The organism is Pseudomonas sp. 910_21, assembly GCF_052850735.1.
On record NZ_VXCY01000002.1, the window covers coordinates 515,429 to 539,193 of the forward strand.

Sequence of the window (23,765 nt, forward strand, 5' to 3'; positions counted from 1 at the left end):
TCAGTACTGCAGGTTCTGCCCGCACCCGATTCACGGGGGCGCGGCCGGCTGCACCCGGAAAACGGCACACGAGGCTTATCCAAGATGACAGGGATGTTATTGAAACTAACGGTGCTCGATCAGAATCTGTGTGCCGGTTGCGGCGCCTGTGCCCTGGTGTGTCCAGAGCAAGTGATCAGCTTCGACCCGGACCGGGTGGTGCCTTTGCTGGAGGGCATCGGCGACAGTTGTGGAAGTTGCACCGAGTGCCTGGCGGTCTGTCCGGGCTTGCAGCCGGATACCGATCGCGCCGAGCTGGAGCTGTTCGGTCGTACCCGCCGCACCGATGAGCGCTGGCTGGGAATCAGTCGCCAGGCCATCGGCGCGCGCTCCACCGATCCGCAGATTGTCCGGCGCTCCGCCAGTGGCGGTACCGCCACCACCTTGTTGCTGACCGCTCGGGAACACTTCGCCGTGGACCTGACCCTGACCATGGGCCGTCACCCCGAGCAGGGCTGGCGCAGCGCCCCGCAGCTGGGCAGCGCGGCGCAGGCGATCATCAACAATGCCCAGTCCACCTACCAACTGGCGCCCTACCTCAATGCCCTGCGTGAAGTTTACGAACAGCAGCCAGAGGCCCGCATCGCCCTGGTGGGGCTGGCCTGCCACGTGCAGGCGATCCGCAAGTTGCAGCGCCGGGACACGGCCATCGGCCATTGGGCCCGCAGCCAGATCGTCTGCGTGATCGAAACCGCCTGTTCCTCCAACACCTTGCCGGCCGGCACCCGCAGCATCATCAGCGAAGTGCTGGGCCAGGACCCGCAACAGGTCAGCGACATCAAGTACCGCGAAGGCGATTACCCCGGGCGCCTGCAAGTCACCCTGCTGGACAGCCAGACCTTCGGCATCGATTTCTGGGAAATCCTCGGCAAGCTCAAGGACAACAAGACCTTTCGCTGCCTCAGTTGCGGTGACTGGATGAGCGGGCTGGCCGACGTCAGCGTCTGTGACGGCGACCCGAACATCTTTGAAGCCAGCCTCAACGGTTCCGAGGAGCAGAAACACGGCCGTGCGCTGATCCGTACCGACACGGGCCAGGCCCTGGTGGACAGTGCCATCGCCCACGGCCGGCTGGAAAGCTGGGGCGTCGACCTGAGTGGCTTCAACCTCGGCCTTGAGCGCAAGAAGAACCGCCGGCGCTTCTACGAAACCCAGCCGCTGGTGCTGCCCGCCGGCCCCGGCGTCGGCGACCACTTCGAGGGCGAAGCGCTGGTGGACGACGCCGAACTGATCAACCCCGCCAAGTACAGGAGTACCCAATGATCGATTATCCGGACCGGCCCATCGATTTCACCCTGGACCGTGAACAGCAGGTCTGGGTCAACATCGACGGCTACCTGCCGTCGGACAAGTCCATCAGCCACCGGATGATCCTGTTCGCTGCGCTGGCTCGGCACCCGGTGCGCCTGCGGGATTTGAACCGGGGCAAGGCGGTGACCCTGCTGCTCGATGCCCTGCAGCAACTGGGCCTTGAGGTCACGCCGGGGCAAGCGCCACAGACCCTGGAGATCAGCGGTGAGTTCGCCCAGGCAACCCATGATCGGCGGGTCGACCTGGGGCCCTCCAGCGCTGCGGCGCGGCTGTTGATCGGGATGCTGGTGGGGCTCAATGTGCCGTGCATCGTCGACGGCGACGAGACCCTGCGCAATCGCCCCTTTGACTGGATCGTCGAACCCTTGAACCAGATGGGCGCCCACCTGGAGTACCTGGGCCGGCCGGGAGCACTGCCGATCCGCATCCACCCGGCATCGTTCCAGGGCGGTGCGGCGCAGATCCGGATTGGCAGTGCCCAGGCCATCAGTACCTTGCTGTTCGCCGGGGTCGCGGCACGCAAGCCAATGTCGATCCGTTACCCGGTGGTGGCCCGGGATCACACCCAGCGCATCATCAACAGTTTTGGCGACTGGCTGCAGGACGAGCAATTGCAGATCCACTATCAGCCCCGCGACTGTGCGATTCCCGCCGAGATAAGCGTTCCCCGCGACCCGTCGGCCATTGCCTATCCTGCCGCGCTGTTCCTGCTGTGCAACCGCTACCAGGAGCAGCAGTGCCTGAGCTTCGACAACGTATGCCTGAATCCGACGCGCCTGGGCTTCTTCAACTGGCTGCTGGCCTGCGGTTTCAACCTGACCCTGGAAGTGGACAGCATTCGCCATGGCGAGCCGGTGGGGCGTCTGCTACTGCGCGGCGGTGGCCGGCCCAGGGCCCATGACTTGCGCGACAAGCACCAGTTCCACGCGATGATCGACGAGGTGCCGCTGGCCCTGGCCATCAGCTGCGTGCTGCCGGGAAGTGCGACCTTCAGTGACCTTTACGAACTGACCTTCAAGGAGTCGGACCGGATCGCCGCCACCCGCAGCATGCTCAATGCCCTGGACCTGGACTATCGGGTCGAGGGCTACGACGTGCACGTCTCGGGTGGGCAGACACCGCGAGTGCAGGGGGCGATCCCGACCTTCGGCGACCATCGCCTGTCGATGACCGCCCATGTGCTACTGCTGGCCCACGGGCTCAAGGCCACCATCCTCGAAGGGCATTGCTACCAGACTTCCTTTCCAGGGTTTGCCCAATGCCTGGATCGCCTGACCGGACGGGAGGCCTGATGCGCGCCGATCGCTACACACTCACAGCCTGTGGCACCAATGGCGTGATCGCCGTTGAGGCGCCGCTCGCCGAACTGGCGGCTACCGAAGTGCGGGTGGCAGTGGACTACTCCATGGTCAGCCCGGGGACCGAGCGCCACTACCTGCAGCAGGTCCGCGAGACGGGCGAGCAGTTGCCGCTGGGCTACTGCGCGGTCGGGGTGGTTCGTGCGGTCGGGGCCCAGGTTGCAGGCTTGCAGCCGGGGGACCGGGTGGTGGCCATGGGCTGGAAGATCGCCACCCATTCCAACTGGATTCAGGTGCCGCAGCGTCTGGTGTGCAAGGTGCCGCCGTCACTGACTCAGGACCAGGCGATTCTCGCCACCCTGGGCGCCACGGCCGTGCACGCGGTGGACCGTGCGCAATTGCTGGCGGGGGAACAGATTCTGGTGGTGGGCATGGGCCTGGTGGGCAAGATGCTGGGCCTGGTGGCGGCCTGTCATGGCGCGCAGATCTGGGTTGCCGACCTGAACCCGGCCGCCATCGATCCGGGCCTGCCGGTGCAGGTGCTCGACCTGCTGGCCGAGCCTGGGGCGATGGCCGGGCGCTTCACCCGGATCTTCCTGTGCATCGATGGCGATATCAGCGCCTTGTTTGCGCGCTTGCTGGCCCTGCTCGCCCCGGAGGGCAACGGGCAAACCCGTTCGCGGCTGGTGAATGTCGGGCGAGTCAGCCTGACCCTGGAGCTCTCGCCGCAAATGGGCAACATCGACATCGTCAACGTTTCCCGCTGCGGCAACGGTTATCGCGACGACGCTTACCATCATGGCCTCAAGGACGTGCAGTGCCCGGTGGGGGAAGCCAGTGTGGAGCGCAATATCGCGCGCTGCCTTGACTACCTGGTGGCCGGCAAGGCCTGGCTGGAGCACTTGCAGCGAGTCGAGATGGACCTGGAGCAGGCATTGCAGATCTACAACAGCGCGGCGTTCTTCGCCCCTGGAATCAACCTGATCAAGCACAGGGAAGGGTAACGGCATGGGCCACCTATCTATTGCTTCGCGCCTGAATGAAGTCTTCGCCCACCACGCCACGGACACCGCGCTGAGCTGCAACGGCGCACGACTCAGCTACCGGGAGCTGGAGCAGCGCTCGGCTCGGGTGGCGGCGCGGCTGCTGGGCCTCGGCCTGTCACCGGGCAGCACCCTGGGCCTGGAAGTGGAGCGTTCGATCGAACAACTGGTGCTGTTGGTGGGCATGGTCCGGGCAGGCCTGTCGTACTGCTATCTGGACCGCAGCAATCCGCCCCAGTGGAATCAGTCGGTCTGTGAGCGCAGCGGCGTGCATTGGCGCATCACCCAGGATGTGGCCGGTGGCCCAGGGTACCTGGCACTGGAGTCATTGCTGGCGCCGACGGACGAGGCACCGTGCTGGCCGCAGCTAACCGGTGCCGAGCCGGTGTACGTGAACTTTTCCAGCGGCACTACCGGCGCACCAAAGATCATTCCCTGCACCCATCGTGGGGTGTTGGGCTTTTGCGACCGCCCGCGACACTTTCCGCTGCAGCCGGGCTTTCGCATGCTCTATGCCTCGAACCTGACTTTTGATGCCTCGCAGTTCGAGATCTGGACCGCGCTGCTCAATGGCGGCGAGCTGCATATCCATGTCCCTGGTCCGCTGACCCTTGGGCACCTGCGGCGTTACATCCATGACGCTGGGGTCGACAGCCTGTGGCTGACCTCGACCCTGTTCAATACCTTCATCGACATCGATCGCGACTGGCTGCGGGGCGTCCAGCGGCTGATGGTCGGCGGCGAGGTACTGTCCGCGGGGCATATCCAGCAGGCCTATGCCGCCGCCGACGGGCTGACGCTGTACAACGGTTATGGCCCCACGGAAAACACCATGGGCACCTGTGTCTATGCCATTCCCCGGGACGTTGACAGTACCCGGGAGATCCCCATTGGCCATGGCGTGGACGATGCTGTGCTGTTGCTGGTGCGTGCCGACGGGCAGGAATGCGACGTGGATGAGCCCGGCGAATTGCTGATTGCCGGGGGCGGGCTGTCCCCCGGTTATCTTGGGGACGTCGCGCTGACCCGGGAGCGCTTCATCGAACTGCCGTGGCAGGGCCAGACGCTGCGTTGCTACCGCAGCGGCGATCTGGTGTCCCGCGATGGCCAGGGCCTTTATCACTTTCACGGCCGCAGCGATGACCAGATCAAGTTGCGTGGCCAGCGCCTGTCGCTGACTGAAGTGGCTGCGGCCTTCAAGCGTTACCCGGGAATGCTCGACTGTGCGGTGCTGCTGGATGATCTGCGGAGCGAGGCCCAGTTGCTGCTGGTGTACCTGGAAGCCCCAGGGGTCGAGCCCGGGGCGCTGGCCGAGTATGGTCGGCAACGCCTGCCACCGTTCATGGTGCCGCAGCGCTTTGTCGGGCTTGAACGTTTTCCCCTGCGGGCGTCCGGCAAGCTGGATATCGCTGAACTGAAGCAGCGTCTGTGCTGTGAACATCCGACCGGTGAAGCGGACGCGTCGGTGGCGGGGCGGTTTCTCGCGTGCTTTGGCGTGTTGGCCCATGACCGCCAGCGCAGTTTCTTCGACAACGGAGGCAACTCTCTGGGGGCGATCAAGCTGGTGGACACGGTGAACCGGCACCTGGGCCGGGAGGGCCTGGGTCTGGAGCAGTTCTACCGCATGAGCAGCCTGCAGCAGTTGCTGGACTGGCTGCAGGCGCAGCCTGCTTTGGCGTCGTTGCTGGAAAGGGGTACCGAGCAGTACTACGTCACGCCACTGCAGCAGGAGTCCCTGTCCGAAGCCCATGCAGGGTTTTCGATCAGCACCCACCTGGGGCGTTTTGCCGTGGTCCGCGCCACCTCCGCCAGCCAGGCCCGGGAGGCGCTGCACAGCGTTCCCGAGCCGTTGCAGGCGGCTGGCGACAGTCGCTGGATCGGCCTGAACAAGAGTCAGCTGTCGATGGTCTATGCCGAGCTGTTGCACAAGGACCTGCGGGCCAACAACGTGCTCTATCTGTTCCGGCCCGAGCAGTTGCCGGCCGCCGGGGTGGACCTGGCGACGCTGGCCCAGGGGCTGAAGCAGCGCTATCCGCTAACGGCCTGTCGAGTGGCACGGGTCGAGGGCGAGTACTGTTTTGACCTGGCTCCCGAGCCGCCTGCGCGCCTGTGGCAGGACGCCGTGGCGGAGTTCCCCAGCCAGGAGGCCTGCGTGGAACACTTCCTCCAGCGGCCGCTGTCGTTGTTCGAGCAGGACCTGTGCAGCCTGTTCAAGGTGCGCGTTGACGGCGTCCTGCACCTGGGGCTGTGGCTGCATCACATTCTCGGCAATCACGTCGGACAACTGAGCCTGCTGCGCAGTGTTGAGCAGTTGGCGCAGGACCCGCAGTTGATATCGGAGGGGGCGGATTTCTCTTTTATCGGTAACAACCTGATGCAGGCCGAGGACTATGAGCGCCTGGCAGATGCCGGCACCGAGGCCTGGGAGCAGGAGGCCGACGAGTATGCGCCGCTGGCCGATGCCGCGGCGCCGGTGACCACCGCCCAGGCCGTACAGATGCGGACGCGGTTGGCCATGGACCCGCTGAAGCTGGCCTCGCCACAACGCCTGTTCCACCTGTTGCAGGCATTTCGCCAGGGCTGTGCCGGGGGACTGGGGATCGAAGCGCCTATCGTCAATCTGCTGTTCGCCTGGGCCGAGCGTGCGGTGATCAGCGGTTTCTCCACTTACACCGTGCCGGTGCCACTGACACCGCAGCGATTTGCCGAGGGTTGCGAGCCGCAGGCCACCCAGGATTACCTGAATGCCAAGCTGGCCCGCGCGGCGCTCGGCTATGAGGAGATACTTGCTGCGCTGGGCTTGTACGGCTTTGCCCCGGCGTTTCTGTGCAACTTCGTCGAGTTGCCGGCCAGTGATGCACAGTGGCTGCAAACCCGGATCGCCAACCCGGTCACGGAGTGGCCCAAGACCCTGCTCGATCTGACGCTGGTCAAGTCGGCCCAGGACTGCGAGGTGCTGCTCAACAGCTATTTGCCAGAGCCGCAGGCCCGGGCCTTCCTTGAGTGTTTTGTTGCGGCGGGGGAGCGGGGATGAAGCTGATCTGCTTTCCCGACTTCGTCGGCCATCCGATCTGTTTTTCCGCCCTGGGGCGGGCGCTCAAGGGGCGGGTGTCGCTGGTGCAGGTCAACTACAGCGACTACTGGCCCTATTCCAGTGTCGACGCCCTGGCCCGAAACATTGCCCAGGAGCACGACCTGAGTACAGTGGACGCGGTACTTGGTTATTCCTTCGGCGCCTATGTGGCCGCTTGTTGCGTGGCACAGCGGAGCCCGGCGAGTGCGCCGCAGCCCGTATTGCTGGTGGACCCGCCACGGCTGTCCGAGCTACGAGGACTGGCCCCGGCCGCCATTGCCCAACGCCTGGAAGCCGACCCGCAGTACGCCTACATCGACGACCTGGTGGATGCGCAGTTGGTCAGCCGCGACTGCGTCCACGGCAATATCCTGTTGCTCTCAGAGTGGCAGGCCGTGCCGCTGACGGGAGTCGCGGTGGATGTGCTGCTGTCCGCCGGTCGCAGCGCCGAGGCGCTGGCCCAGGGCTTGGGCCTCGATCCGGCCCAGGACAATCGCTATTGGCGGGATGAGCAGAGTCACCATGGTTCGGTGATCAACAGCACCGACGTGGCGACCTGGCTTCTGGATCGCGCTGCCGTGCCGCGAATCGCTTGGTGAGCGGTTGTGGGCTGTTCGGGGGGCGTGAAGTTCCTGTCGGGTCGTTCCTCGTACTTCCTGGTGGTGCACGCCGGACCGGGGCTGGGTAGTGCCCTGTCCGACCAGCGGGCCAGGGCGTAGCTTGGGGGCGTGCGGGCAGATACGGAGCCGGCGGGGCAGGGCATGGCTGTTGGGCAGAATAGGCTTTTGAATACCCTGGATATTCTGTAGCCTTGCGCGGCTCCAATGCTGTCCGTACCTGATGAACTCACTCTCCCGGCGGGGCCCTAAGCGGTCCGGAGCCGGTGGTATACTCGACTTTCGCGCCCAAGCGCCTGCAGGTCTTGCGAACATGACGCAAATTTCTGAACGCCTTCTGGTTCAAGCCCACCTCGACGCCAAGCAGCCCAAACCCTTGAGCGCTGAGCAAGAGGCCCATCTGCGCACCGCCATCGCTGCCGAGCTCAAGGCTCAGGATGCGGTGCTGGTTGCACATTTCTATTGTGATCCGGTGATTCAGGCCCTGGCCGAAGAAACCGGTGGCTGTGTTTCCGACTCCCTGGAAATGGCGCGCTTCGGCAATGCCCACCCGGCCAAGACCGTAGTGGTTGCCGGTGTCCGCTTCATGGGCGAGACGGCGAAGATTCTCAATCCTGAAAAACGCGTGCTGATGCCGACGCTGGAAGCCACTTGCTCTCTCGATCTGGGTTGCCCGGTGGATGAGTTCTCGGCTTTTTGCGATCAGCACCCTGAGCGTACCGTGGTGGTGTATGCCAACACCTCGGCAGCGGTCAAAGCCCGCGCCGATTGGGTGGTCACCTCCAGTTGCGCCCTGGAGATCGTCGAAAGCCTGATGGATAACGGCGAGAAGATCATCTGGGGCCCGGACAAGCACCTGGGCACTTATATCCAGCGCCAGACCGGTGCCGACATGCTGCTCTGGGACGGTGCATGCATCGTTCATGAAGAGTTCAAGTCCAAGCAACTGGAAGACATGAAGGCGCTGTACCCAGAGGCGGCTATCCTGGTGCACCCGGAGTCCCCCAGCTCGGTGATCGATCTGGCTGACGCCGTTGGCTCCACCAGTCAGTTGATCGCTGCCGCGCAGCGTCTGCCGAACAAGACATTCATCGTCGCTACCGACCGCGGCATCTTCTATAAGATGCAGCAGCTGTGCCCGGACAAGGTGTTCATCGAGGCGCCTACTGCCGGTAACGGTGCGGCGTGCCGCAGTTGCGCCCATTGCCCGTGGATGGCCATGAATACCCTTGAGCGTACCTTGCAGTGCCTGCAGCAGGGCAGCAACGAGATCCATGTGGACCCGGCGCTGGTCCCCAATGCCGTTCGGCCGCTCAAGCGCATGCTGGACTTTACCCAGGCGGCGCGGATGAAACTGGCGGGTAACGCCTGATCGGTTTTCTCCCGTGGTCATGAAAACGCCCCGATCTGTCGGGGCGTTTTTGTGAGTGGCGGGTTATTTCTTTTTCTTGGGGATGCGCACCAGCTGGGTATTGGAATAGATGTCGTGCCAACTGCGTTTCTGCTTGTCCACCAGTACCCAGAAGAAGCCCAGGCCGGCGCACAGCCAGGACGCGATGGACACCATGAAGCGCAACAGGGCCTGCCACAGACTGATGCGGCTGCCATCGGCGTTCTGCACCCGAATGCCCCAGACCTGCATGCCCAAGGTCTGTCCGGAATGGGTCCAGAACTTGGCGAAGAAGCCGAACAGCACGAACAGCAGCACGGTGGAGTACAGTGGGTCGCCGTCCAGGGCTCCAGATTCGGTCAGGGCACGCATCCGCGCTTCGCCGATGATTTGCATCTGGATCAGCTTGTAGATGCCGCCCGTGACAATCAGCAGGGCGACGCAGAGTAGAAAATCATAGAACATCGCTGCCAGGCGACGACCCAGACCGGCGGCGGGGAATTCGCCTTGGGGGCTTAGCAGATGTTTCGACATGACAGGCTCTCGACTGAAAAAAGAAGCCATTTTACGGAATTGCGCGCACAAAAAAGCCCCTGATGTCAGCATCAGGGGCTTTTTCGTTACAGACGATTAAGCTTCTGCTTGTACTTCGTCAGCCTGCATGCCTTTCTGGCCTTGCACAGCGATGAAGGTCACTTTTTGGCCTTCTTTCAGGCTCTTGAAGCCGTTGCCCTGAATGGCGCGGAAGTGTACGAACAGATCCGGACCGCTTTCTGGAGTGATAAAACCAAAACCTTTCTCGTCGTTAAACCACTTGACGGTACCGCTCTGACGTTGGGACATTTCTTATTTCCTTTGACGCTAAAAAATTAATGACAGTCTCTTTCTCATGAAAGAGTACTGGGCTGGGTTGCAGGAAAGTAAGAGACGTCGAACGGGTTGTAGCAAACTTGTTAGCTACTGCCCAGGTCACGATTCCAAGCGACCCATGCAAACACAGTGGGGAAACTCTACGCCAACTATGGGAGAAAAAACAAGCCCCGCGAAGCCCCGGTTTTACTCAGCTTACCGAGGTTTGGCGGAACTAGCGTGCAGGGCTTATTCGATAGAGTTGTTCAATTGTTTTCGGGCGTTATAAGTAGAGTTCAGTATCGAAAATATGCACTGTTTTATGGCGGTTGCGTTACAGATTAGTGCACTTTTAACGCAACCGCGTTACTTATAGAAACAGTCCTTTAGCCACGGTAGTAGCGTTGTGGCACGAATGGCATTTTGCTTACAAGCATTGGCACCTTTTTCCCACGAACTATCGCAGCAACTGGCGTATCAAGTGCACTGTGCTTCACGTCGAGGTAACCCATGGCCAATGGACCGCCCAAGGTCGGGCCGAAGCCGCCGCTGCAGACGCTGCCGATGATGTTGCCTTCAGCGTCGACGATTTCCGCGCCTTCTCGTACCGGCGTCCGTTCCTGGGGCAGAAGGCCGACGCGTTTGCGACTGACCCCCTCCTGTTGTTGGGAAAAGATCGCCTGGGCCCCGGGGAAACCGCCAGCGCGGGCGCCGTCGGCGCGGCGGACCTTGGAGATAGCCCACAGCAGGCTGGCCTGGATCGGCGTCGTGTCGCTGTTCATATCGTGGCCATACAGGCACAGACCGGCTTCCAGGCGCAGGGAGTCACGGGCGCCCAGCCCAATGGCCGCCACTTCCGGCTCGGCCAGCAGCGCCCGGGCGAGTTTTTCCGCCTGATCAGCCGGCACCGAGATTTCGAAGCCATCCTCCCCGGTGTAACCCGAACGGCTGACAAAACAGTCGGCTCCCAGCACCTGCACCGGCTTGAACTGCATGAAGGTCATCGTCGCCACTTCCGGTGCCAGGCGTGCCAGCACGGTGACCGCTGCCGGGCCTTGCAGTGCCAGCAGGGCGCGCTCTTCGAACAGGGGTTGAATGTCGCATTGATCGCCGATGTGCTGGCGCAGATGGGCCAGGTCCTGCTCCTTGCAAGCGGCGTTGACCACCAGGAACAGTTGCTCGTCGCCCAGGTTGGCGACCATCAGGTCGTCGAGGATGCCGCCCTGTTCGTTGGTGAACATGGCGTAGCGTTGCATGCCCACCGGCAAGTCGATGATGTCTACCGGCACCAGGGTTTCCAGAGCCTTGGCGGCATTGGCACCGCTCAAGCGGATCTGCCCCATGTGGGACACATCGAACAGACCGGCGTGCTCACGGGTGTGCTGATGCTCTTTCATCACCCCAAGGGGGTACTGCACCGGCATGTCGTAGCCGGCGAAAGGCACCATGCGGGCGCCGAGTTCCAGGTGCAGGCTGTGCAATGGGGTTTTCAACAGTGTTTCGGTGGACATGGGCAACTCCTGAAAAATGTGCGGATGCGTCGCTTGAGCATCAGCACTCGATAATGTTCACGGCCAGACCGCCACGGGCGGTTTCCTTGTATTTGCTTTTCATGTCGGCGCCGGTCTGGCGCATGGTGCGAATGACCTTGTCCAGGGAGACGAAATGCTGCCCGTCTCCGCGCAGGGCCATGCGCACCGCGTTGATGGCTTTCACCGAACCCATGGCATTGCGCTCGATGCAGGGCACCTGCACCAGGCCGCCAATCGGGTCGCAGGTCAATCCCAGATTGTGTTCCATGCCGATTTCCGCCGCGTTCTCCACCTGCTGCACGCTGCCCCCGAGCACCTCGCACAAGGCCCCGGCCGCCATCGAGCAGGCCACGCCGACTTCACCCTGGCAGCCGACTTCGGCACCGGAGATCGAGGCGTTTTCCTTGTACAGAATGCCGATGGCGGCCGCAGTCAGGAGAAAGCGCACCACCCCGTCTTCGTTGGCGCCGGGTATGAAGCGCATGTAGTAATGCAGCACCGCGGGAATGATCCCGGCTGCACCATTGGTGGGGGCGGTGACCACTCGCCCGCCGTTGGCGTTTTCTTCATTCACCGCAAGGGCGTAGAGGTTGACCCAGTCCAGCACCGACAGGGCATCGCGCAAGGCTGCTTCCGGGTGCTTGCACAACTGGCGGTGCAGGGCCGCGGCACGACGCTTGACCTTGAGTCCGCCGGGCAGAATCCCTTCATTGCGACAGCCAGCATCCACGCAGTCCTGCATCACCTGCCAGATCTTCAGCAGTCCGGCACGGGTTTCCGCTTCCGGGCGCCACGCGCTTTCATTGGTCAGCATCACCTGGCTGATGGACAAACCGTAGGTGCTGCAGTGTTGCAGCAGTTCCTTGGCGTTCCTGAAGGGGAAGGTCAAGCGGGTGGTGTCTTCGACGATGCGGTCGGCACCGGCGGCGTCTTCGTCGACAACGAAACCGCCACCGACCGAGTAGTACTCACGGCTACGGGTCTGCAGGCCGGCGCTATCGAAGGCGCGAAAGATCATGCCGTTAGGGTGATAGGCCAGGGGTTTGCGGATCATTGCCAGGTGTTCTTTCTCGTTGAACGCAATGCTGTGTTCGCCGAGTAGATCGATACGTCCGCTGCCGCGTATCTGCTGCAGGCGTGCGGCGATGTTTTCGGTATTCACGGTGTCCGGGTGTTCACCTTCCAGGCCCAGCAGCACCGCTTTGTCGCTGCCGTGGCCTTTACCGGTGGCGCCCAGCGAGCCGTACAGCTCGACCTTGACGCAGGTGGTGCTGGTCAGCAGCTGATCGCGACGCAGGCCTTCGACAAAACGCGCGGCGGCGCGCATCGGGCCGACGGTGTGGGAGCTGGAGGGGCCGATGCCAATCTTGAACAGGTCGAACACGCTCAGGGACATGTTGGTTCTCCGGTTTCTTATTGTATTGATCGGCAGGCAAGCACTTGCAGGAGCGTGTTTGCCCGCGATCCAGGCGACGCGGTTCTACCCGATTGATGCGTTGCTCATCGCTGGCGAGCCGGCTCCTACAGGTATACGCGGTATCTGCAGGGGCACGGCTCTCCAGTGATGGACGGCTCAAGCGTCCTGGTAGCTTTCGATCGACGGGCAGGCACACACCAGGTTGCGGTCGCCAAACACGTTGTCGACCCGACCAACCGGCGGCCAGTACTTGCCTTCGATCAGCGACGCTACCGGATACACGGCCTGCTCACGGCTGTACGGATGGGACCATTCGCCCACCAGTTCTGCCGCCGTGTGCGGAGCGTTTTTCAGTGGGTTGTCGTCCTTGTCCAGGACGCCGTTTTCCACGGCGCGGATTTCTTCGCGGATGCGGATCATGGCGTCGCAGAAGCGGTCCAGTTCTTCCTTGGATTCGCTTTCGGTCGGTTCGATCATCAGCGTACCGGCCACCGGGAACGACATGGTCGGCGCGTGGAAGCCAAAATCGATCAGGCGCTTGGCCACGTCATCGACGCTGATGCCGCTGCTGTCTTTCAAAGGACGCAGGTCGAGGATGCATTCGTGGGCCACCAGGCCGTTGCTGCCGGTATAGAGCACTGGATAGTGTTCTTCCAGGCGGCGCGAAATGTAGTTGGCATTGAGGATGGCCAACTGCGAAGCGCGCTTGAGACCGGCGCCGCCCATCATGCGGATGTACATCCAGGTGATCGGCAGGATGCTGGCGCTGCCGAAGGGGGCGGCACAGACCGCGCCTTTCTTGTTTTCCAGCGCAGCATGGCCAGGCAGGAAAGGCGCCAGGTGCGATTTGACGCCGATTGGGCCGACACCAGGACCGCCACCGCCGTGGGGAATGCAGAAAGTCTTGTGCAGGTTCAGGTGGGACACGTCGCCACCGAACTTGCCCGGTGCGCAGAGGCCGACCATGGCGTTCATGTTGGCGCCGTCGATGTACACCTGGCCGCCGTTGTCATGAATGATGCCGCAGATTTCGCGGATGCCTTCTTCGAACACGCCGTGGGTCGACGGGTAGGTGATCATCAGTGCGGCGAGGTGCTCGCGGTGCTCGATGGCCTTGGCTCGCAGGTCCTCGATATCCACGTTGCCCCGAGCGTCGCAGGCGGTGACCACCACGCGCATGCCGGCCATGTTGGCGGTGGCCGGGTTGGTGCCGTGGGCCGACGATGGAATCAGGCAGATGTCGCGACGGTCATCGCCACGGCTCTGGTGATAGGCACGAATGGCCAGCAGACCGGCGTACTCGCCCTGGGAGCCGGCGTTGGGCTGCAGGGAGACGGCGTCGTAGCCGGTCGCGGCGCAGAGCATCGCTTCCAGCTCGGTGGTCAGTTGCTGGTAGCCGGCGCTTTGCTCGGCCGGGGCGAAGGGGTGCAGCGCACCGAACTCGGCCCAGGTGACCGGGATCATTTCGCTGGCGGCGTTGAGCTTCATGGTGCAGGAGCCCAGCGGGATCATGGTGCGATCCAGGGCCAGGTCCTTGTCCGCCAATTTGCGCAGGTAGCGCATCAGCTCGGTTTCCGAGTGATAGCGGTTGAACACCGGGTGGCTGAGGATCGCCGACTGACGGACCAGGGCGGCGGGGATGCTGCTGGTGACCGAAGCCGCCAGTGCGGCGAAGTCCGGCGCGGCTTTGCCTTCGCCCAGCAGGTTCCACAGGCCTTCAACGTCGGCCTGGGTGGTGGTTTCGTCCAGGGACAGGCCCAGGCGCTCGGCGTCGATCACCCGCAGGTTGATGCCCTGGGCGCGAGCCTTGTCGTGCAGCGCGGCGGTGCGGGCACCGGTATGCAAGCTCAAGGTGTCGAAGAAGCTTTCCTGCTCCACGGCCAGACCCAGGTCGCCCAGGCCTTTGGCCAGGATCGCGGTCAGCTGGTGGATGCGCTGGGCAATCTGGATCAGGCCTTTGGGGCCGTGGTACACGGCGTACATGCTGGCGATGTTGGCCAGCAGTACCTGGGCGGTGCAGATGTTGCTGGTGGCCTTTTCACGGCGGATATGTTGCTCGCGGGTCTGCATGGCCAGGCGCAGGGCCGGCTTGCCGAAACGGTCTACCGAGACACCAACCAGCCGGCCCGGCATGTCGCGCTTGAAGGCATCGCGAGTGGAGAAGTAAGCCGCGTGCGGACCACCGAAGCCCAGCGGTACACCGAAGCGTTGGGCGCTGCCGATGGCCACGTCCGCGCCGAACTCGCCTGGCGGTGTCAGCAGGGTCAGGGCCAGCAGATCCGCGGCCACAGCCACCAGGGCATTGGCGGCGTGGAAGCGATCGGTCAGTTCGCGGTAGTCGAACAGGTCACCGTTGCTCGCCGGGTATTGCAGCAGGGCACCGAAGAACGGGCTGACATCGGTCAGTTTGCGCTCATCGCCCACCACCACGTTGATCCCCAGAGGCTCGGCACGAGTGCGCAGTACGTCCAGGGTTTGCGGGTGGCAATGCACGGAAGCGAAGAAGGCGTGGCTGCCCTTGTTCTTGCTCAGGCGCTTGCAGAAGGTCATGGCTTCGGCGGCGGCAGTGCCTTCGTCCAGCAGCGAGGCATTGGCGATGGGCAGACCGGTCAGGTCGCTGATCAGGGTCTGGAAGTTCAGCAGGGCTTCCAGGCGACCTTGGGAGATTTCTGGCTGGTAGGGGGTGTAGGCGGTGTACCAGGCCGGGTTTTCCAGCAGGTTGCGCAGGATCGGCGAAGGCGTGTGACAGCTGTAGTAGCCCTGGCCGATGTAGGTCTTGAACAACTGGTTCTTGTTGGCGATGGCCTTGATCGAGGCCAGGGCCTCGGCTTCGCTCTGGCCATGGCCCAGGTCCAGTACGCTGGTGCCCTTGATGCTTTCGGGAATCACGCTGGCGCTCAGGGCTTCCAGGGAGTCGAAGCCCAGGCTGTTGAGCATGGCTTGCTCATCGCCCTGGCGCGGACCGATGTGGCGCGCGATGAATTCGTTGGCGGTAGTCAGGTTGACGGTCATGACGGGCTCCTCAGGCTTCGGCGCTGGCTTTGATCAGGCGGTCGTAGGCGTCCTGATCCAGCAGTTGGCCGACAGCGGCGGCATCCGCGGGAATGAAGCGGAAGAACCAGCCTTCGCCCAGCGGATCTTCGTTGACCAGTTCCGGGCTGTCTTCCAGGGCCGGGTTAGTGGCGACCACTTCCCCGTCCAGGGGCATGTACACACCGCTGGCGGCCTTCACCGATTCCACGGTGGCGGCTTCGGCGCCCTTGTCGTAGCTCTGCAGCTCCGGCAGTTGCACAAACACCACATCACCCAGGGCGTTCTGGGCGAAAGCCGTGATGCCGACGGTGACACTGCCATCCGCTTCGCTACGCAGCCATTCGTGATCTTCAGTAAAACGCAACTCGCTCATGGAAACTCCTCAAGGGCCAGACTCGTCTGGTGGACGCGATTGAATGCTCGTGCAGGGCCGAGCCGAATGGCAATGTCCATAGCAAGAACACGGCCAATATTGATTTGTTCTTTTAAGATCAATGATTTGAGCGTTTTATCGAAAAGCCTGAAGGGCTTGCTTGTAGCGAAATCGCTACATCTGGCCCTGTAGAAAAAAGGCTTTGAGGATCAAAGCCTTGCACGGCAGCGATTACAAGGATGTGTAGCGAAATCGTTCCGCTGTAGCGCTTTCAGTACAGTTGCAGGTCGCTTCTAGAACGGTAGACGCGGCGGGGAGGTAGGAGCTGGCTTGCCAGCGAAAGCGCCCTTAAGAGCGACACAGGGCTTGAGGGCCTCTTCGCCGGCGAGCCGGCTCCTACGGATGAGGGGGCAGGTCAGGCCTTGCCGGGGATGCCGTACTTGCGCAGGCGATGGGCGATGGCCGTGTGGGAGGTTTGCAGGCGGTTGGCCAGTTGCCGGGTCGAGGGGTAGTTGACGTAGAGGGTTTCCAACAATTCCTTCTCGAAGGCTTCCACTGCCTGTTCCAGGCTCTCGACTTCGGCATCGTTCTGCCGTGCCACCGAGGTGCCGGCGATGTCCAGATCACCGATGTCCACCAGATTGCTTTCGCAAATGGCCGCCGCCCGGAAGATCACGTTCTGCAATTGCCGTACGTTGCCCGGCCAACGGTTGCCCAGCAGGGCGGGGTAGGTGCCCGGGGTCAGGCGACACACTGGGCGCTGGATCTGCGCGCAGGCCTGCTGCATGAAGTAGCGGGCCAGCAGCAGGATGTCCTGGCCGCGTTCGCGCAGCGGCGGCACTTCGACATTCAATACGTTGAGGCGATAGAACAGGTCTTCGCGGAAGCTGCCTTCGCCGACCATCTTTTCCAGGTCACGATGGGTAGCGCTGAGGATGCGCACATTGACCTTGATCTCGCGATCGCCACCGACCCGACGAAAGCTGCCGTCGTTGAGAAAACGCAGCAGCTTGGCCTGCAGGTAAGGCGACATCTCGCCGATTTCATCGAGAAACACCGTGCCCTGGTTGGCCAGCTCCATCAGCCCCGGCTTGCCCCCGCGCTGGGCCCCGGTAAAGGCCCCGGGGGCGTAGCCGAACAGTTCACTCTCGGCGAGGTTTTCCGGCAGCGCCGCGCAGTTCAGGGCCAGGAAGGGCGCGCTGTGCCGGGCGCTGATGGCGTGGCAGGCACGAGCCACCAGCTCTTTGCCGGTGCCGGTTTCCCCCTGGATCAACAGCGGTGCATCCAGGGCCGCGACCCGTTGGGCCCGGGCCTTGAGCGTGCGAATTGCCGGGGATTCGCCGAGCAGCGCATCGAAGCCTTCGGCATGATCGTGGTGCAGGGCCGAGAGTCGCTCACCGATGCGGTTGGGTTGATACAGAGTCAGCAGCGCGCCGGCATCGGTAATGGGGGTGGCGTCCAGCAGCAGTGTCTGTCCGTTGACCATGATTTCCCGCAGCGGCAGGCGAAAGCCGTTTTCCAGCAGGGCCTCCAGCAGCGCGGCATCGGCAAACAGTTCGGCGACGCTTTCTCCCGCCGGTTCACGGCCATACAGGGCAATCAGCGCCGGGTTGGCCAGCAATACCTTGCCGGCGCTGTCCAGGGCCAGCACCGGATCGGTCATGGCCGCCAGCAAGGCGTCCAACTGCAAGTGGCGACGCTGGCCGGGCAGGATGTCGACCACCGTTACCGCCTGCACGCCCTGTACGTTGAACAGCGCATCGCGCAACTCTTCCAGTACCTGGGGGCTCAGGGTCGGGGCGTCGATATAGACGTTGGGCGGCACCATTTCCACCGCATCCAGGTTGAGATTGCGTCCGCCCAGCAGGGCCAGGACTTCCTGGGTAATGCCGACGCGGTCGATGAAGCTGACGTGGATACGCATGGGGAGGCAGAGGCTTCTGGAACACTGAAGGGCGCCAGTATGCCTTGGGCGATGGCCTTAGTCGAAATCGGTGGGGCTGTTGTAGGAGCCGGCCTGACGGCGAAGGCGGACCAGATCCCCAGGCATGGCGCTGGTCATTTCGCCGGCAAGCTGGCTCCTACAGAAGGGGGGAGGTCATGCCAGGTGTTCGGGGTTTATCGGGTCGCCGGGCTTGACGTTAAGTTGCTTGCGTACGTCTTCGAACATCTCGTCGTAGTACTTGTGCATGGAGGCAATGCTGGCGCTCTTGGGCAAGCCGTACTGTTGGGCGATGCGGGTCGCGTGACGGGCGAAGTCAAAGGCCAGGTCCTTGGCCAGGAAGAACTGCTCTTTCAAGGATTTGTCTTCAATGGTGCCGTGCAGGGTGAACAGCATGCCATGACCCTCCTTGGGGTCCTGGGCCAGTTCGTAGTCGATGCACAGGTTGTAGCTGAAGTCGTCCTTGCTCAGCGCATGGCGCTCTATATGCAGGTGACCGGGCTCAAACATGGCCATAGGCGTCTCTCCTCCAGGGCTTTGAATGAGGGCAGGCACCGGGCCCGCCCCGTGTTCTCACAGCAAGCGTCTTACAGGTAGCTGATGCCGGTTTTTGCCGTGCTGATGCGGGTACCGGCCTTGCCCTGGACGATCGCTTCGATGTCCGAGAGTGAACCGATCACCGCGACTTTGCCAGTGTGCCGGGCAAATTCGCAGGCGGCCTGGACCTTCGGTCCCATGGAGCCGGCGGCAAAGCCCAGCTTCTCCAATTCATCCGGATGGGCCTGGGCAATGGCCTTCTGGGTGGGTTTTCCGAAGTCGATGAATGCTGCGTTGACGTCGGTGGCGATCACCAGCAAATCGGCTTCGAGTTGCTCGGCCAGCAGCGCAGAACACAGGTCCTTGTCGATCACCGCCTCGATGCCCTTGAGCTTGCCGTCCTCGCCGTACATCGTCGGAATGCCGCCACCGCCGGCGCAGATCACGATGCTGCTTTTTTCCAGCAGCCACTTGATCGGGCGGATTTCGAAAATGCGCTTGGGCTTGGGACTGGCCACCACTCGACGGTACTTGTCGCCGTCCGGGGCAATGGCCCAGCCTTTTTCCTTGGCCAGCTTCTCGGCTTCTTCCTGGCTGTAGACCGGGCCGATGGGCTTGGTCGGGTTCTTGAAGGCCGGGTCCTTGGCGTCCACTTCCACCTGGGTCAGCAAGGTGGCAAAGGGCACCTCGAAGTCCAGCAGGTTGCCCAGTTCCTGTTCGATGATGTAGCCGATCATGCCTTCGGTCTCGGCGCCGAGCACGTCCAGCGGGTAGGGCGAAACCTGGGTATAGGCGGCTGCCTGCAACGACAGCAGGCCCACTTGTGGGCCATTGCCGTGAGCGATCACCAACTGGTTGCCGGGATGGATCTTGGCGATCTGTTCAGTGGCGATGCGGATGTTGGCGCGTTGGTTGTCCGCAGTCATGGGTTCACCACGGCGGAGCAGGGCGTTACCGCCCAGTGCAACGACGATACGCATAATGCAGTCCTTCTAGAGGCTCTGTAGGAGCCGGCTTGCCGGCGAACAGCAGTTCGCTGGCAAGTCAGCCCCGGCAGGGGGAGGCGAGTTAGAGGTCGGCCAGGGTCGAAACCAGGATCGCCTTGATGGTGTGCATGCGGTTCTCCGCTTGCTCGAAGGCGATGCAGGCCGGGGACTCAAACACGTCGTCGGTGACTTCGATGCCGTTGGCCAGATGCGGATACTGCTCGGCGATCTGTTTGCCCACCTTGGTGTCGCTGTTGTGGAAGGCCGGCAGGCAGTGCATGAACTTGGTCCGAGGGTTGCCGGTGGCTTTCATCAGTTGGGTGTTGACCTGATACGGCAGCAGTTGCTCGATGCGCTCGGCCCAGGCTTCCACCGGTTCGCCCATGGAGACCCAGACGTCGGTGTGGATGAAGTCCACGCCTTTGACTGCGGCCTTCGGATCTTCGGTGAGGGTGATGCGGGCACCGCTTTCTTCGGCGTATTGCTTGCAGCGCTGCACCAGGTCGTCATGGGGCCATAGGGCCTTGGGCGCGCAGATGCGCACGTCCATGCCGAGCTTGGCGCCCACCAGCAGCAGCGAGTTGCCCATGTTGTTGCGGGCGTCCCCCAGGTAGGCGTAGCTGATCTCGTGGATCGGCTTGTCGGCGTGTTCACGCATGGTCAGCACGTCGGCGATCATCTGGGTTGGGTGGTATTCGTCGGTCAGGCCGTTGAACACCGGAACCCCGGCGAACTTCGCCAGTTCTTCGACGATTTCCTGCTTGAAGCCGCGGTACTCGATGGCGTCGTACATGCGCCCCAGCACTCGGGCGGTGTCCTTCATGCTTTCCTTGTGGCCGATCTGCGACGAGTTGGGGTCGATGTAAGTGACGTTGGCGCCCTGGTCATAGGCGGCCACTTCGAAGGCGCAGCGGGTACGGGTGGAGGTCTTTTCGAAGATCAGCGCGATGTTGTTGCCCTTGAGGTGCTGCTGCTCGGTGCCGGTGTACTTGGCGCGCTTGAGGTCGCGGGACAGGTCCAGCAGGTAGCGCAGTTCGCGTGGGGTGTGGTGTTCCAGGCTCAGCAGGTTACGGTTGTGGATGTTGAACGCCATGATTATTTTCCTCGGATTCGGTAATCGGTCCGACCGGCGCCGGGTAGGCGCGGTCGGAGAGCGTGTCGTCTAAAGGCTTAGTAGTCGATCGGATCGCGAATGATCGGGCAGGTCATGCAGTGGCCGCCGCCGCGGCCCCGGCCCAGTTCGCCGGCGCTGATGGTGATGACCTCGACCCCAGCCTTGCGCAGTAGGGTATTGGTGTAGGTGTTGCGGTCGTAGCCGATGACCACGCCCGGTTCCACGGCCACCACGTTGTTGCCGTCGTCCCATTGCTCGCGTTCGGCGGCGAAGCTGTTGCCGCCGGTTTCCACCACGCGCAGGGCCTTGAGGTTGAGGGCCTTGGCCACGGTATCGAGGAAGCTGGCTTCTTCGCGGCGCACATCGATGCCGCCCGGTTTGCTTTCGTCAGGGCGCAGGCTGAAGGCGACGATCTGACTCACCACTTCCGGGAAGATCGTGACCAGATCGCGGTCGCAGAAGCTGAATACGGTATCCAGGTGCATGGCCGCGCGGGACTTCGGCAGGCCGGCGACGATCACACGCTCCACGGCCTTGTGCTTGAACAGGTTCAGTGCCAGTTGACCGATGGCCTGGCGCGACGAGCGTTCACCCATGCCGATCAGGACCACGCCATTGCCGATAGGCATCACGTCGCCGCCTTCCAGGGTGGCATTGCCGTGCTCCTGATCCGGGTCGCCGTACCAGATCTGGAAGTCGGCGTTGGTGAACTCGGGGTGGAATTTGTAGATGGCGGTGGTCAGCAGGGTTTCCTGACGTCGCGCCGGCCAGTACATCGGGTTCAGGGTCACGCCGCCATAAATCCAGCAAGTGGTGTCGCGGGTGAACTGAGTATTGGGCAGCGGCGGCAGGATGAAGCTGGAGTGGCCGAGGAAGTCGCGGAACATCTCGATGGTCTTGCCGCCGAAGCTGCTGGGCAGGTCGTCGGCCGAGACGCCGCCGATGAGGAATTCGGCAACCTTGCGTGGCTCCAGGCTGCGCAGCCACGAGCCGACTTCGTTGACCAGGCCCAGGCCCACCTGATTGGCGGTGATCTTGCGCTCCAGGATCCAGTCCAGGGCTTCGGGGATGGCAACGATGTCGGTCAGCAGGTTGTGCATTTCCAGCACATCAATGTCCCGCTCGCGCATCTTGGTGACGAAGTCGAAATGGTCGCGTTTGGCCTGGGCCACCCACAGCACATCATCGAACAGCAGTTCGTCGCAGTTGTTCGGGGTCAGCCGCTGGTGGGCCAGGCCTGGGGAGCAAACCATGACTTTGCGCAGTTTACCGGCTTCGGAATGGACGCCGTACTTAACTTTTTCCGTGGTCATTACTGTGATCCTCCAGAGACAAAACAATCAGGGGTGTTGCTTGAAAGGCGGTGTTACAGGGTCAGGAAGCCGTCGTAGAGACCGTAGGCCGCCACCAGGGCGCCTATGACCACTGCGGCAAAAATCAGCTTCTCGACGTTGGTGAAAATCGGTTTGTGCAGTTCCATCTTGGCCTTGGCGAAGAGCACCACGCCGGGGGCATAGAGCAGGGCTGACAGCAGCAGGTACTTGACCCCGCCGGCGTACAGCAGCCAGATCGCGTAGAGCAGGGCGATGCCGCCGATGATCAGGTCCTTCTTGCGTTCGGCCAGGGCCTGTTCGTAGCTTTCGCCGCGCACTGCCAGCAGGACCGCGTAGGCCGCCGACCACAGGTAGGGCACCAGGATCATCGAGGTGGCGAGATAGATCAGCGACAGGTAGGTGCTGGCCGAGAACAGGGTGATGACCAGGAAGATCTGCACCATGGCATTGGTCAGCCACAGGGCGTTGGCCGGTACGTGGTTGGCGTTTTCCCGGCGCAGGAACTCCGGCATGGTGTGGTCCTTGGCTGCGGCGAACATGATCTCCGCACACAGCAGTACCCACGACAGCAGCGCCCCCAGCAGCGAGATGATCAGGCCGACGCTGATCAGCACCGCGCCCCAGTGGCCCACCACATGTTCCAGTACCGCCGCCATGGAGGGGTTCTGCAGCTTGGCCAGTTCCGGCTGGGTCATGATCCCCAGGGACAGCACGTTCACCAGCACCAGGAACAGCAGTACGGTGATGAAGCCGATGACGGTGGCCTTGCCCACGTCCGAGCGTTTTTCCGCCCGAGAGGAGAAAATGCTCGCGCCCTCGATGCCGATGAACACCCAGACGGTGACCAGCATCATGTTGCGCACCTGATTCATCACGCTGCCCAGGTCCGGGTTCTTCACCCCCCAGATATCAGCGGTGAAGATATCCAGCTTGAAGGCGAACAGCGCGATCAGCACGAACAGCAGCAGCGGCACCACTTTGGCAACCGTGGTCACCAGGTTGATGAAGGCGGCTTCCTTGATCCCGCGCAGTACCAGAAAGTGCACGGCCCAGAGCAGGATCGAGGCACCGATCACCGCGGCCGGGGTGTTGCCCTCGCCGAAGATCGGGAAGAAATAACCCAGGGTGCTGAACAGCAGGACGAAGTAGCCGACGTTGCCCAGCCAGGCGCTGATCCAGTAGCCCCAGGCCGAAGAAAAGCCCATGTAGTCGCCGAATCCGGCCTTGGCGTAGGCATATACACCACCGTCCAGATCAGGTTTGCGATTGGCCAGGGTCTGGAAGACAAATGCCAGGGTCAACATGCCGACAGCGGTAATTGCCCAACCAATAAGAACTGCACCGACATCGGCACTGGCTGCCATGTTTTGCGGTAAGGAAAAGATCCCGCCGCCAATCATGGAACCCACTACCAGGGCGACTAAGGCGCCCAGTCTTAGTTTACCGGGGGATTCAGACATTGCATGACTCCAATGCAGGAGAAGAGAGACGTCAGAGTAAATCTGCTTGCAATCCGAACAGCTGACTTAGATCAGTTCATCGCTGCATTCCGTTGTGAATGAATGACTTAAGATTTATTGCGAGAGGTAGAATGCTGCCCTGAGAGGGCCATTCCAGAGGCTTTTTGATCTCCTGATCAATAGGGGTTCTCATTGCCAGCGACGTTTGAAGCTAGACCGTTTTGAAGAATGTGCAAATCTTCACGCGTGTTCGATTAATCACTTGGTAGTGATGGCACTTAGTACATTTACATAACAAAACAGTCGGTTATTCAGTGCCTTCTGCAGGGTATCTAAAGCCTGTGCGGATAAAGGATGATTAATTGACTGTTACTGTTAGACGCACATTTGTAGACGTTATTTAATAAACTGTAGGTT

General features: G+C 62.3%; 18 protein-coding genes. 6 read left to right on the forward strand and 12 right to left on the reverse strand.

Annotation, left to right across the window (positions count from 1 at the left end; translation table 11 throughout):
* Window positions 1-93: 93 nt before the first annotated feature.
* The 6 genes from FW796_RS07450 to nadA all read left to right on the forward strand — a co-directional run bounded on the left by FW796_RS07450 (window position 94) and on the right by nadA (window position 8,753).
* Window positions 94-1,302: a Coenzyme F420 hydrogenase/dehydrogenase, beta subunit C-terminal domain gene (locus FW796_RS07450; protein ID WP_446439195.1), complete on the forward strand. Its 1,209-nt coding sequence runs from the start codon at window positions 94-96 to the stop codon at window positions 1,300-1,302.
* Window positions 1,299-2,642, forward strand: coding sequence for a 3-phosphoshikimate 1-carboxyvinyltransferase (locus FW796_RS07455; RefSeq protein WP_346632430.1), 1,344 nt, complete (start codon window positions 1,299-1,301; stop codon window positions 2,640-2,642). Before FW796_RS07450 ends, FW796_RS07455 begins: the two co-directional genes overlap by 4 nt.
* Window positions 2,642-3,652, forward strand: a complete 1,011-nt coding sequence (locus FW796_RS07460; protein ID WP_446439196.1) for a zinc-dependent alcohol dehydrogenase — start codon at window positions 2,642-2,644, stop codon at window positions 3,650-3,652. Before FW796_RS07455 ends, FW796_RS07460 begins: the two co-directional genes overlap by 1 nt.
* Before the next feature lie 4 nt (window positions 3,653-3,656).
* Window positions 3,657-6,725, forward strand: a complete 3,069-nt coding sequence (locus FW796_RS07465) for an AMP-binding protein (protein ID WP_446439197.1) — start codon at window positions 3,657-3,659, stop codon at window positions 6,723-6,725.
* Entirely contained in the window at window positions 6,722-7,363 is a 642-nt protein-coding gene (locus tag FW796_RS07470) for a thioesterase domain-containing protein (RefSeq protein ID WP_446439198.1), read from the forward strand. Before FW796_RS07465 ends, FW796_RS07470 begins: the two co-directional genes overlap by 4 nt.
* Before the next feature lie 331 nt (window positions 7,364-7,694).
* Window positions 7,695-8,753: a quinolinate synthase NadA gene (gene nadA / locus FW796_RS07475; RefSeq protein WP_346632426.1), complete on the forward strand. Its 1,059-nt coding sequence runs from the start codon at window positions 7,695-7,697 to the stop codon at window positions 8,751-8,753.
* 63 nt (window positions 8,754-8,816) lie between these two features.
* On the opposite strand, the gene FW796_RS07480 is transcribed toward nadA, so the two are convergent.
* The 12 genes from FW796_RS07480 to arcD form a co-directional block, all read right to left on the reverse strand.
* A complete protein-coding gene (locus FW796_RS07480; protein WP_346632425.1) occupies window positions 8,817-9,305 on the reverse strand; it encodes an RDD family protein in 489 nt (162 codons plus the stop codon).
* 96 nt (window positions 9,306-9,401) lie between these two features.
* Window positions 9,402-9,614, reverse strand: a complete 213-nt coding sequence (locus FW796_RS07485) for a cold-shock protein (RefSeq protein WP_007977299.1) — start codon at window positions 9,612-9,614, stop codon at window positions 9,402-9,404.
* 392 nt (window positions 9,615-10,006) lie between these two features.
* Window positions 10,007-11,131, reverse strand: a complete 1,125-nt coding sequence (gcvT, locus tag FW796_RS07490) for a glycine cleavage system aminomethyltransferase GcvT (protein WP_446439199.1) — start codon at window positions 11,129-11,131, stop codon at window positions 10,007-10,009.
* Between the two features lie 40 nt (window positions 11,132-11,171).
* A complete protein-coding gene (locus FW796_RS07495; protein WP_446439200.1) occupies window positions 11,172-12,548 on the reverse strand; it encodes an L-serine ammonia-lyase in 1,377 nt (458 codons plus the stop codon).
* Between the two features lie 177 nt (window positions 12,549-12,725).
* Window positions 12,726-15,581, reverse strand: a complete 2,856-nt coding sequence (gene gcvP / locus FW796_RS07500) for an aminomethyl-transferring glycine dehydrogenase (protein WP_446439201.1) — start codon at window positions 15,579-15,581, stop codon at window positions 12,726-12,728.
* Window positions 15,582-15,591: 10 nt separating this feature from the next.
* On the reverse strand, window positions 15,592-15,975 hold the full coding sequence (gene gcvH / locus FW796_RS07505) for a glycine cleavage system protein GcvH (RefSeq protein WP_102860578.1): 384 nt from the start codon (window positions 15,973-15,975) through the stop codon (window positions 15,592-15,594).
* A 415-nt stretch (window positions 15,976-16,390) separates the two neighbouring features.
* Window positions 16,391-17,899 (reverse strand): sigma-54-dependent transcriptional regulator, encoded by a 1,509-nt coding sequence (locus tag FW796_RS07510; protein WP_346632421.1) that lies wholly within the window; start codon window positions 17,897-17,899, stop codon window positions 16,391-16,393.
* 174 nt (window positions 17,900-18,073) lie between these two features.
* Window positions 18,074-18,433, reverse strand: coding sequence for a DUF5064 family protein (locus FW796_RS07515; protein ID WP_102860580.1), 360 nt, complete (start codon window positions 18,431-18,433; stop codon window positions 18,074-18,076).
* A 71-nt stretch (window positions 18,434-18,504) separates the two neighbouring features.
* Window positions 18,505-19,434, reverse strand: coding sequence for a carbamate kinase (arcC, locus tag FW796_RS07520; protein WP_346632420.1), 930 nt, complete (start codon window positions 19,432-19,434; stop codon window positions 18,505-18,507).
* An 88-nt stretch (window positions 19,435-19,522) separates the two neighbouring features.
* On the reverse strand, window positions 19,523-20,533 hold the full coding sequence (locus tag FW796_RS07525; protein ID WP_123726158.1) for an ornithine carbamoyltransferase: 1,011 nt from the start codon (window positions 20,531-20,533) through the stop codon (window positions 19,523-19,525).
* Window positions 20,534-20,610: 77 nt separating this feature from the next.
* Window positions 20,611-21,867: an arginine deiminase gene (arcA, locus tag FW796_RS07530; RefSeq protein WP_123726159.1), complete on the reverse strand. Its 1,257-nt coding sequence runs from the start codon at window positions 21,865-21,867 to the stop codon at window positions 20,611-20,613.
* A 53-nt stretch (window positions 21,868-21,920) separates the two neighbouring features.
* Window positions 21,921-23,348 (reverse strand): arginine-ornithine antiporter, encoded by a 1,428-nt coding sequence (gene arcD, locus FW796_RS07535; protein ID WP_221811109.1) that lies wholly within the window; start codon window positions 23,346-23,348, stop codon window positions 21,921-21,923.
* Window positions 23,349-23,765 lie beyond the last annotated feature (417 nt).

What these genes read in the sequence shown, in the direction of transcription:
- FW796_RS07450 (WP_446439195.1), top strand. Translation starts at nt 94, where the DNA reads ATGTTATTGAAACTAACGGTGCTCGATCAGAATCTGTGTGCCGGTTGC.
- FW796_RS07455 (WP_346632430.1), top strand. Translation starts at nt 1,299, where the DNA reads ATGATCGATTATCCGGACCGGCCCATCGATTTCACCCTGGACCGTGAA.
- FW796_RS07460 (WP_446439196.1), top strand. Translation starts at nt 2,642, where the DNA reads ATGCGCGCCGATCGCTACACACTCACAGCCTGTGGCACCAATGGCGTG.
- FW796_RS07465 (WP_446439197.1), top strand. Translation starts at nt 3,657, where the DNA reads ATGGGCCACCTATCTATTGCTTCGCGCCTGAATGAAGTCTTCGCCCAC.
- FW796_RS07470 (WP_446439198.1), top strand. Translation starts at nt 6,722, where the DNA reads ATGAAGCTGATCTGCTTTCCCGACTTCGTCGGCCATCCGATCTGTTTT.
- nadA (WP_346632426.1), top strand. Translation starts at nt 7,695, where the DNA reads ATGACGCAAATTTCTGAACGCCTTCTGGTTCAAGCCCACCTCGACGCC.
- FW796_RS07480 (WP_346632425.1), bottom strand. Translation starts at nt 9,305, where the DNA reads ATGTCGAAACATCTGCTAAGCCCCCAAGGCGAATTCCCCGCCGCCGGT.
- FW796_RS07485 (WP_007977299.1), bottom strand. Translation starts at nt 9,614, where the DNA reads ATGTCCCAACGTCAGAGCGGTACCGTCAAGTGGTTTAACGACGAGAAA.
- gcvT (WP_446439199.1), bottom strand. Translation starts at nt 11,131, where the DNA reads ATGTCCACCGAAACACTGTTGAAAACCCCATTGCACAGCCTGCACCTG.
- FW796_RS07495 (WP_446439200.1), bottom strand. Translation starts at nt 12,548, where the DNA reads ATGTCCCTGAGCGTGTTCGACCTGTTCAAGATTGGCATCGGCCCCTCC.
- gcvP (WP_446439201.1), bottom strand. Translation starts at nt 15,581, where the DNA reads ATGACCGTCAACCTGACTACCGCCAACGAATTCATCGCGCGCCACATC.
- gcvH (WP_102860578.1), bottom strand. Translation starts at nt 15,975, where the DNA reads ATGAGCGAGTTGCGTTTTACTGAAGATCACGAATGGCTGCGTAGCGAA.
- FW796_RS07510 (WP_346632421.1), bottom strand. Translation starts at nt 17,899, where the DNA reads ATGCGTATCCACGTCAGCTTCATCGACCGCGTCGGCATTACCCAGGAA.
- FW796_RS07515 (WP_102860580.1), bottom strand. Translation starts at nt 18,433, where the DNA reads ATGGCCATGTTTGAGCCCGGTCACCTGCATATAGAGCGCCATGCGCTG.
- arcC (WP_346632420.1), bottom strand. Translation starts at nt 19,434, where the DNA reads ATGCGTATCGTCGTTGCACTGGGCGGTAACGCCCTGCTCCGCCGTGGT.
- FW796_RS07525 (WP_123726158.1), bottom strand. Translation starts at nt 20,533, where the DNA reads ATGGCGTTCAACATCCACAACCGTAACCTGCTGAGCCTGGAACACCAC.
- arcA (WP_123726159.1), bottom strand. Translation starts at nt 21,867, where the DNA reads ATGACCACGGAAAAAGTTAAGTACGGCGTCCATTCCGAAGCCGGTAAA.
- arcD (WP_221811109.1), bottom strand. Translation starts at nt 23,348, where the DNA reads ATGTCTGAATCCCCCGGTAAACTAAGACTGGGCGCCTTAGTCGCCCTG.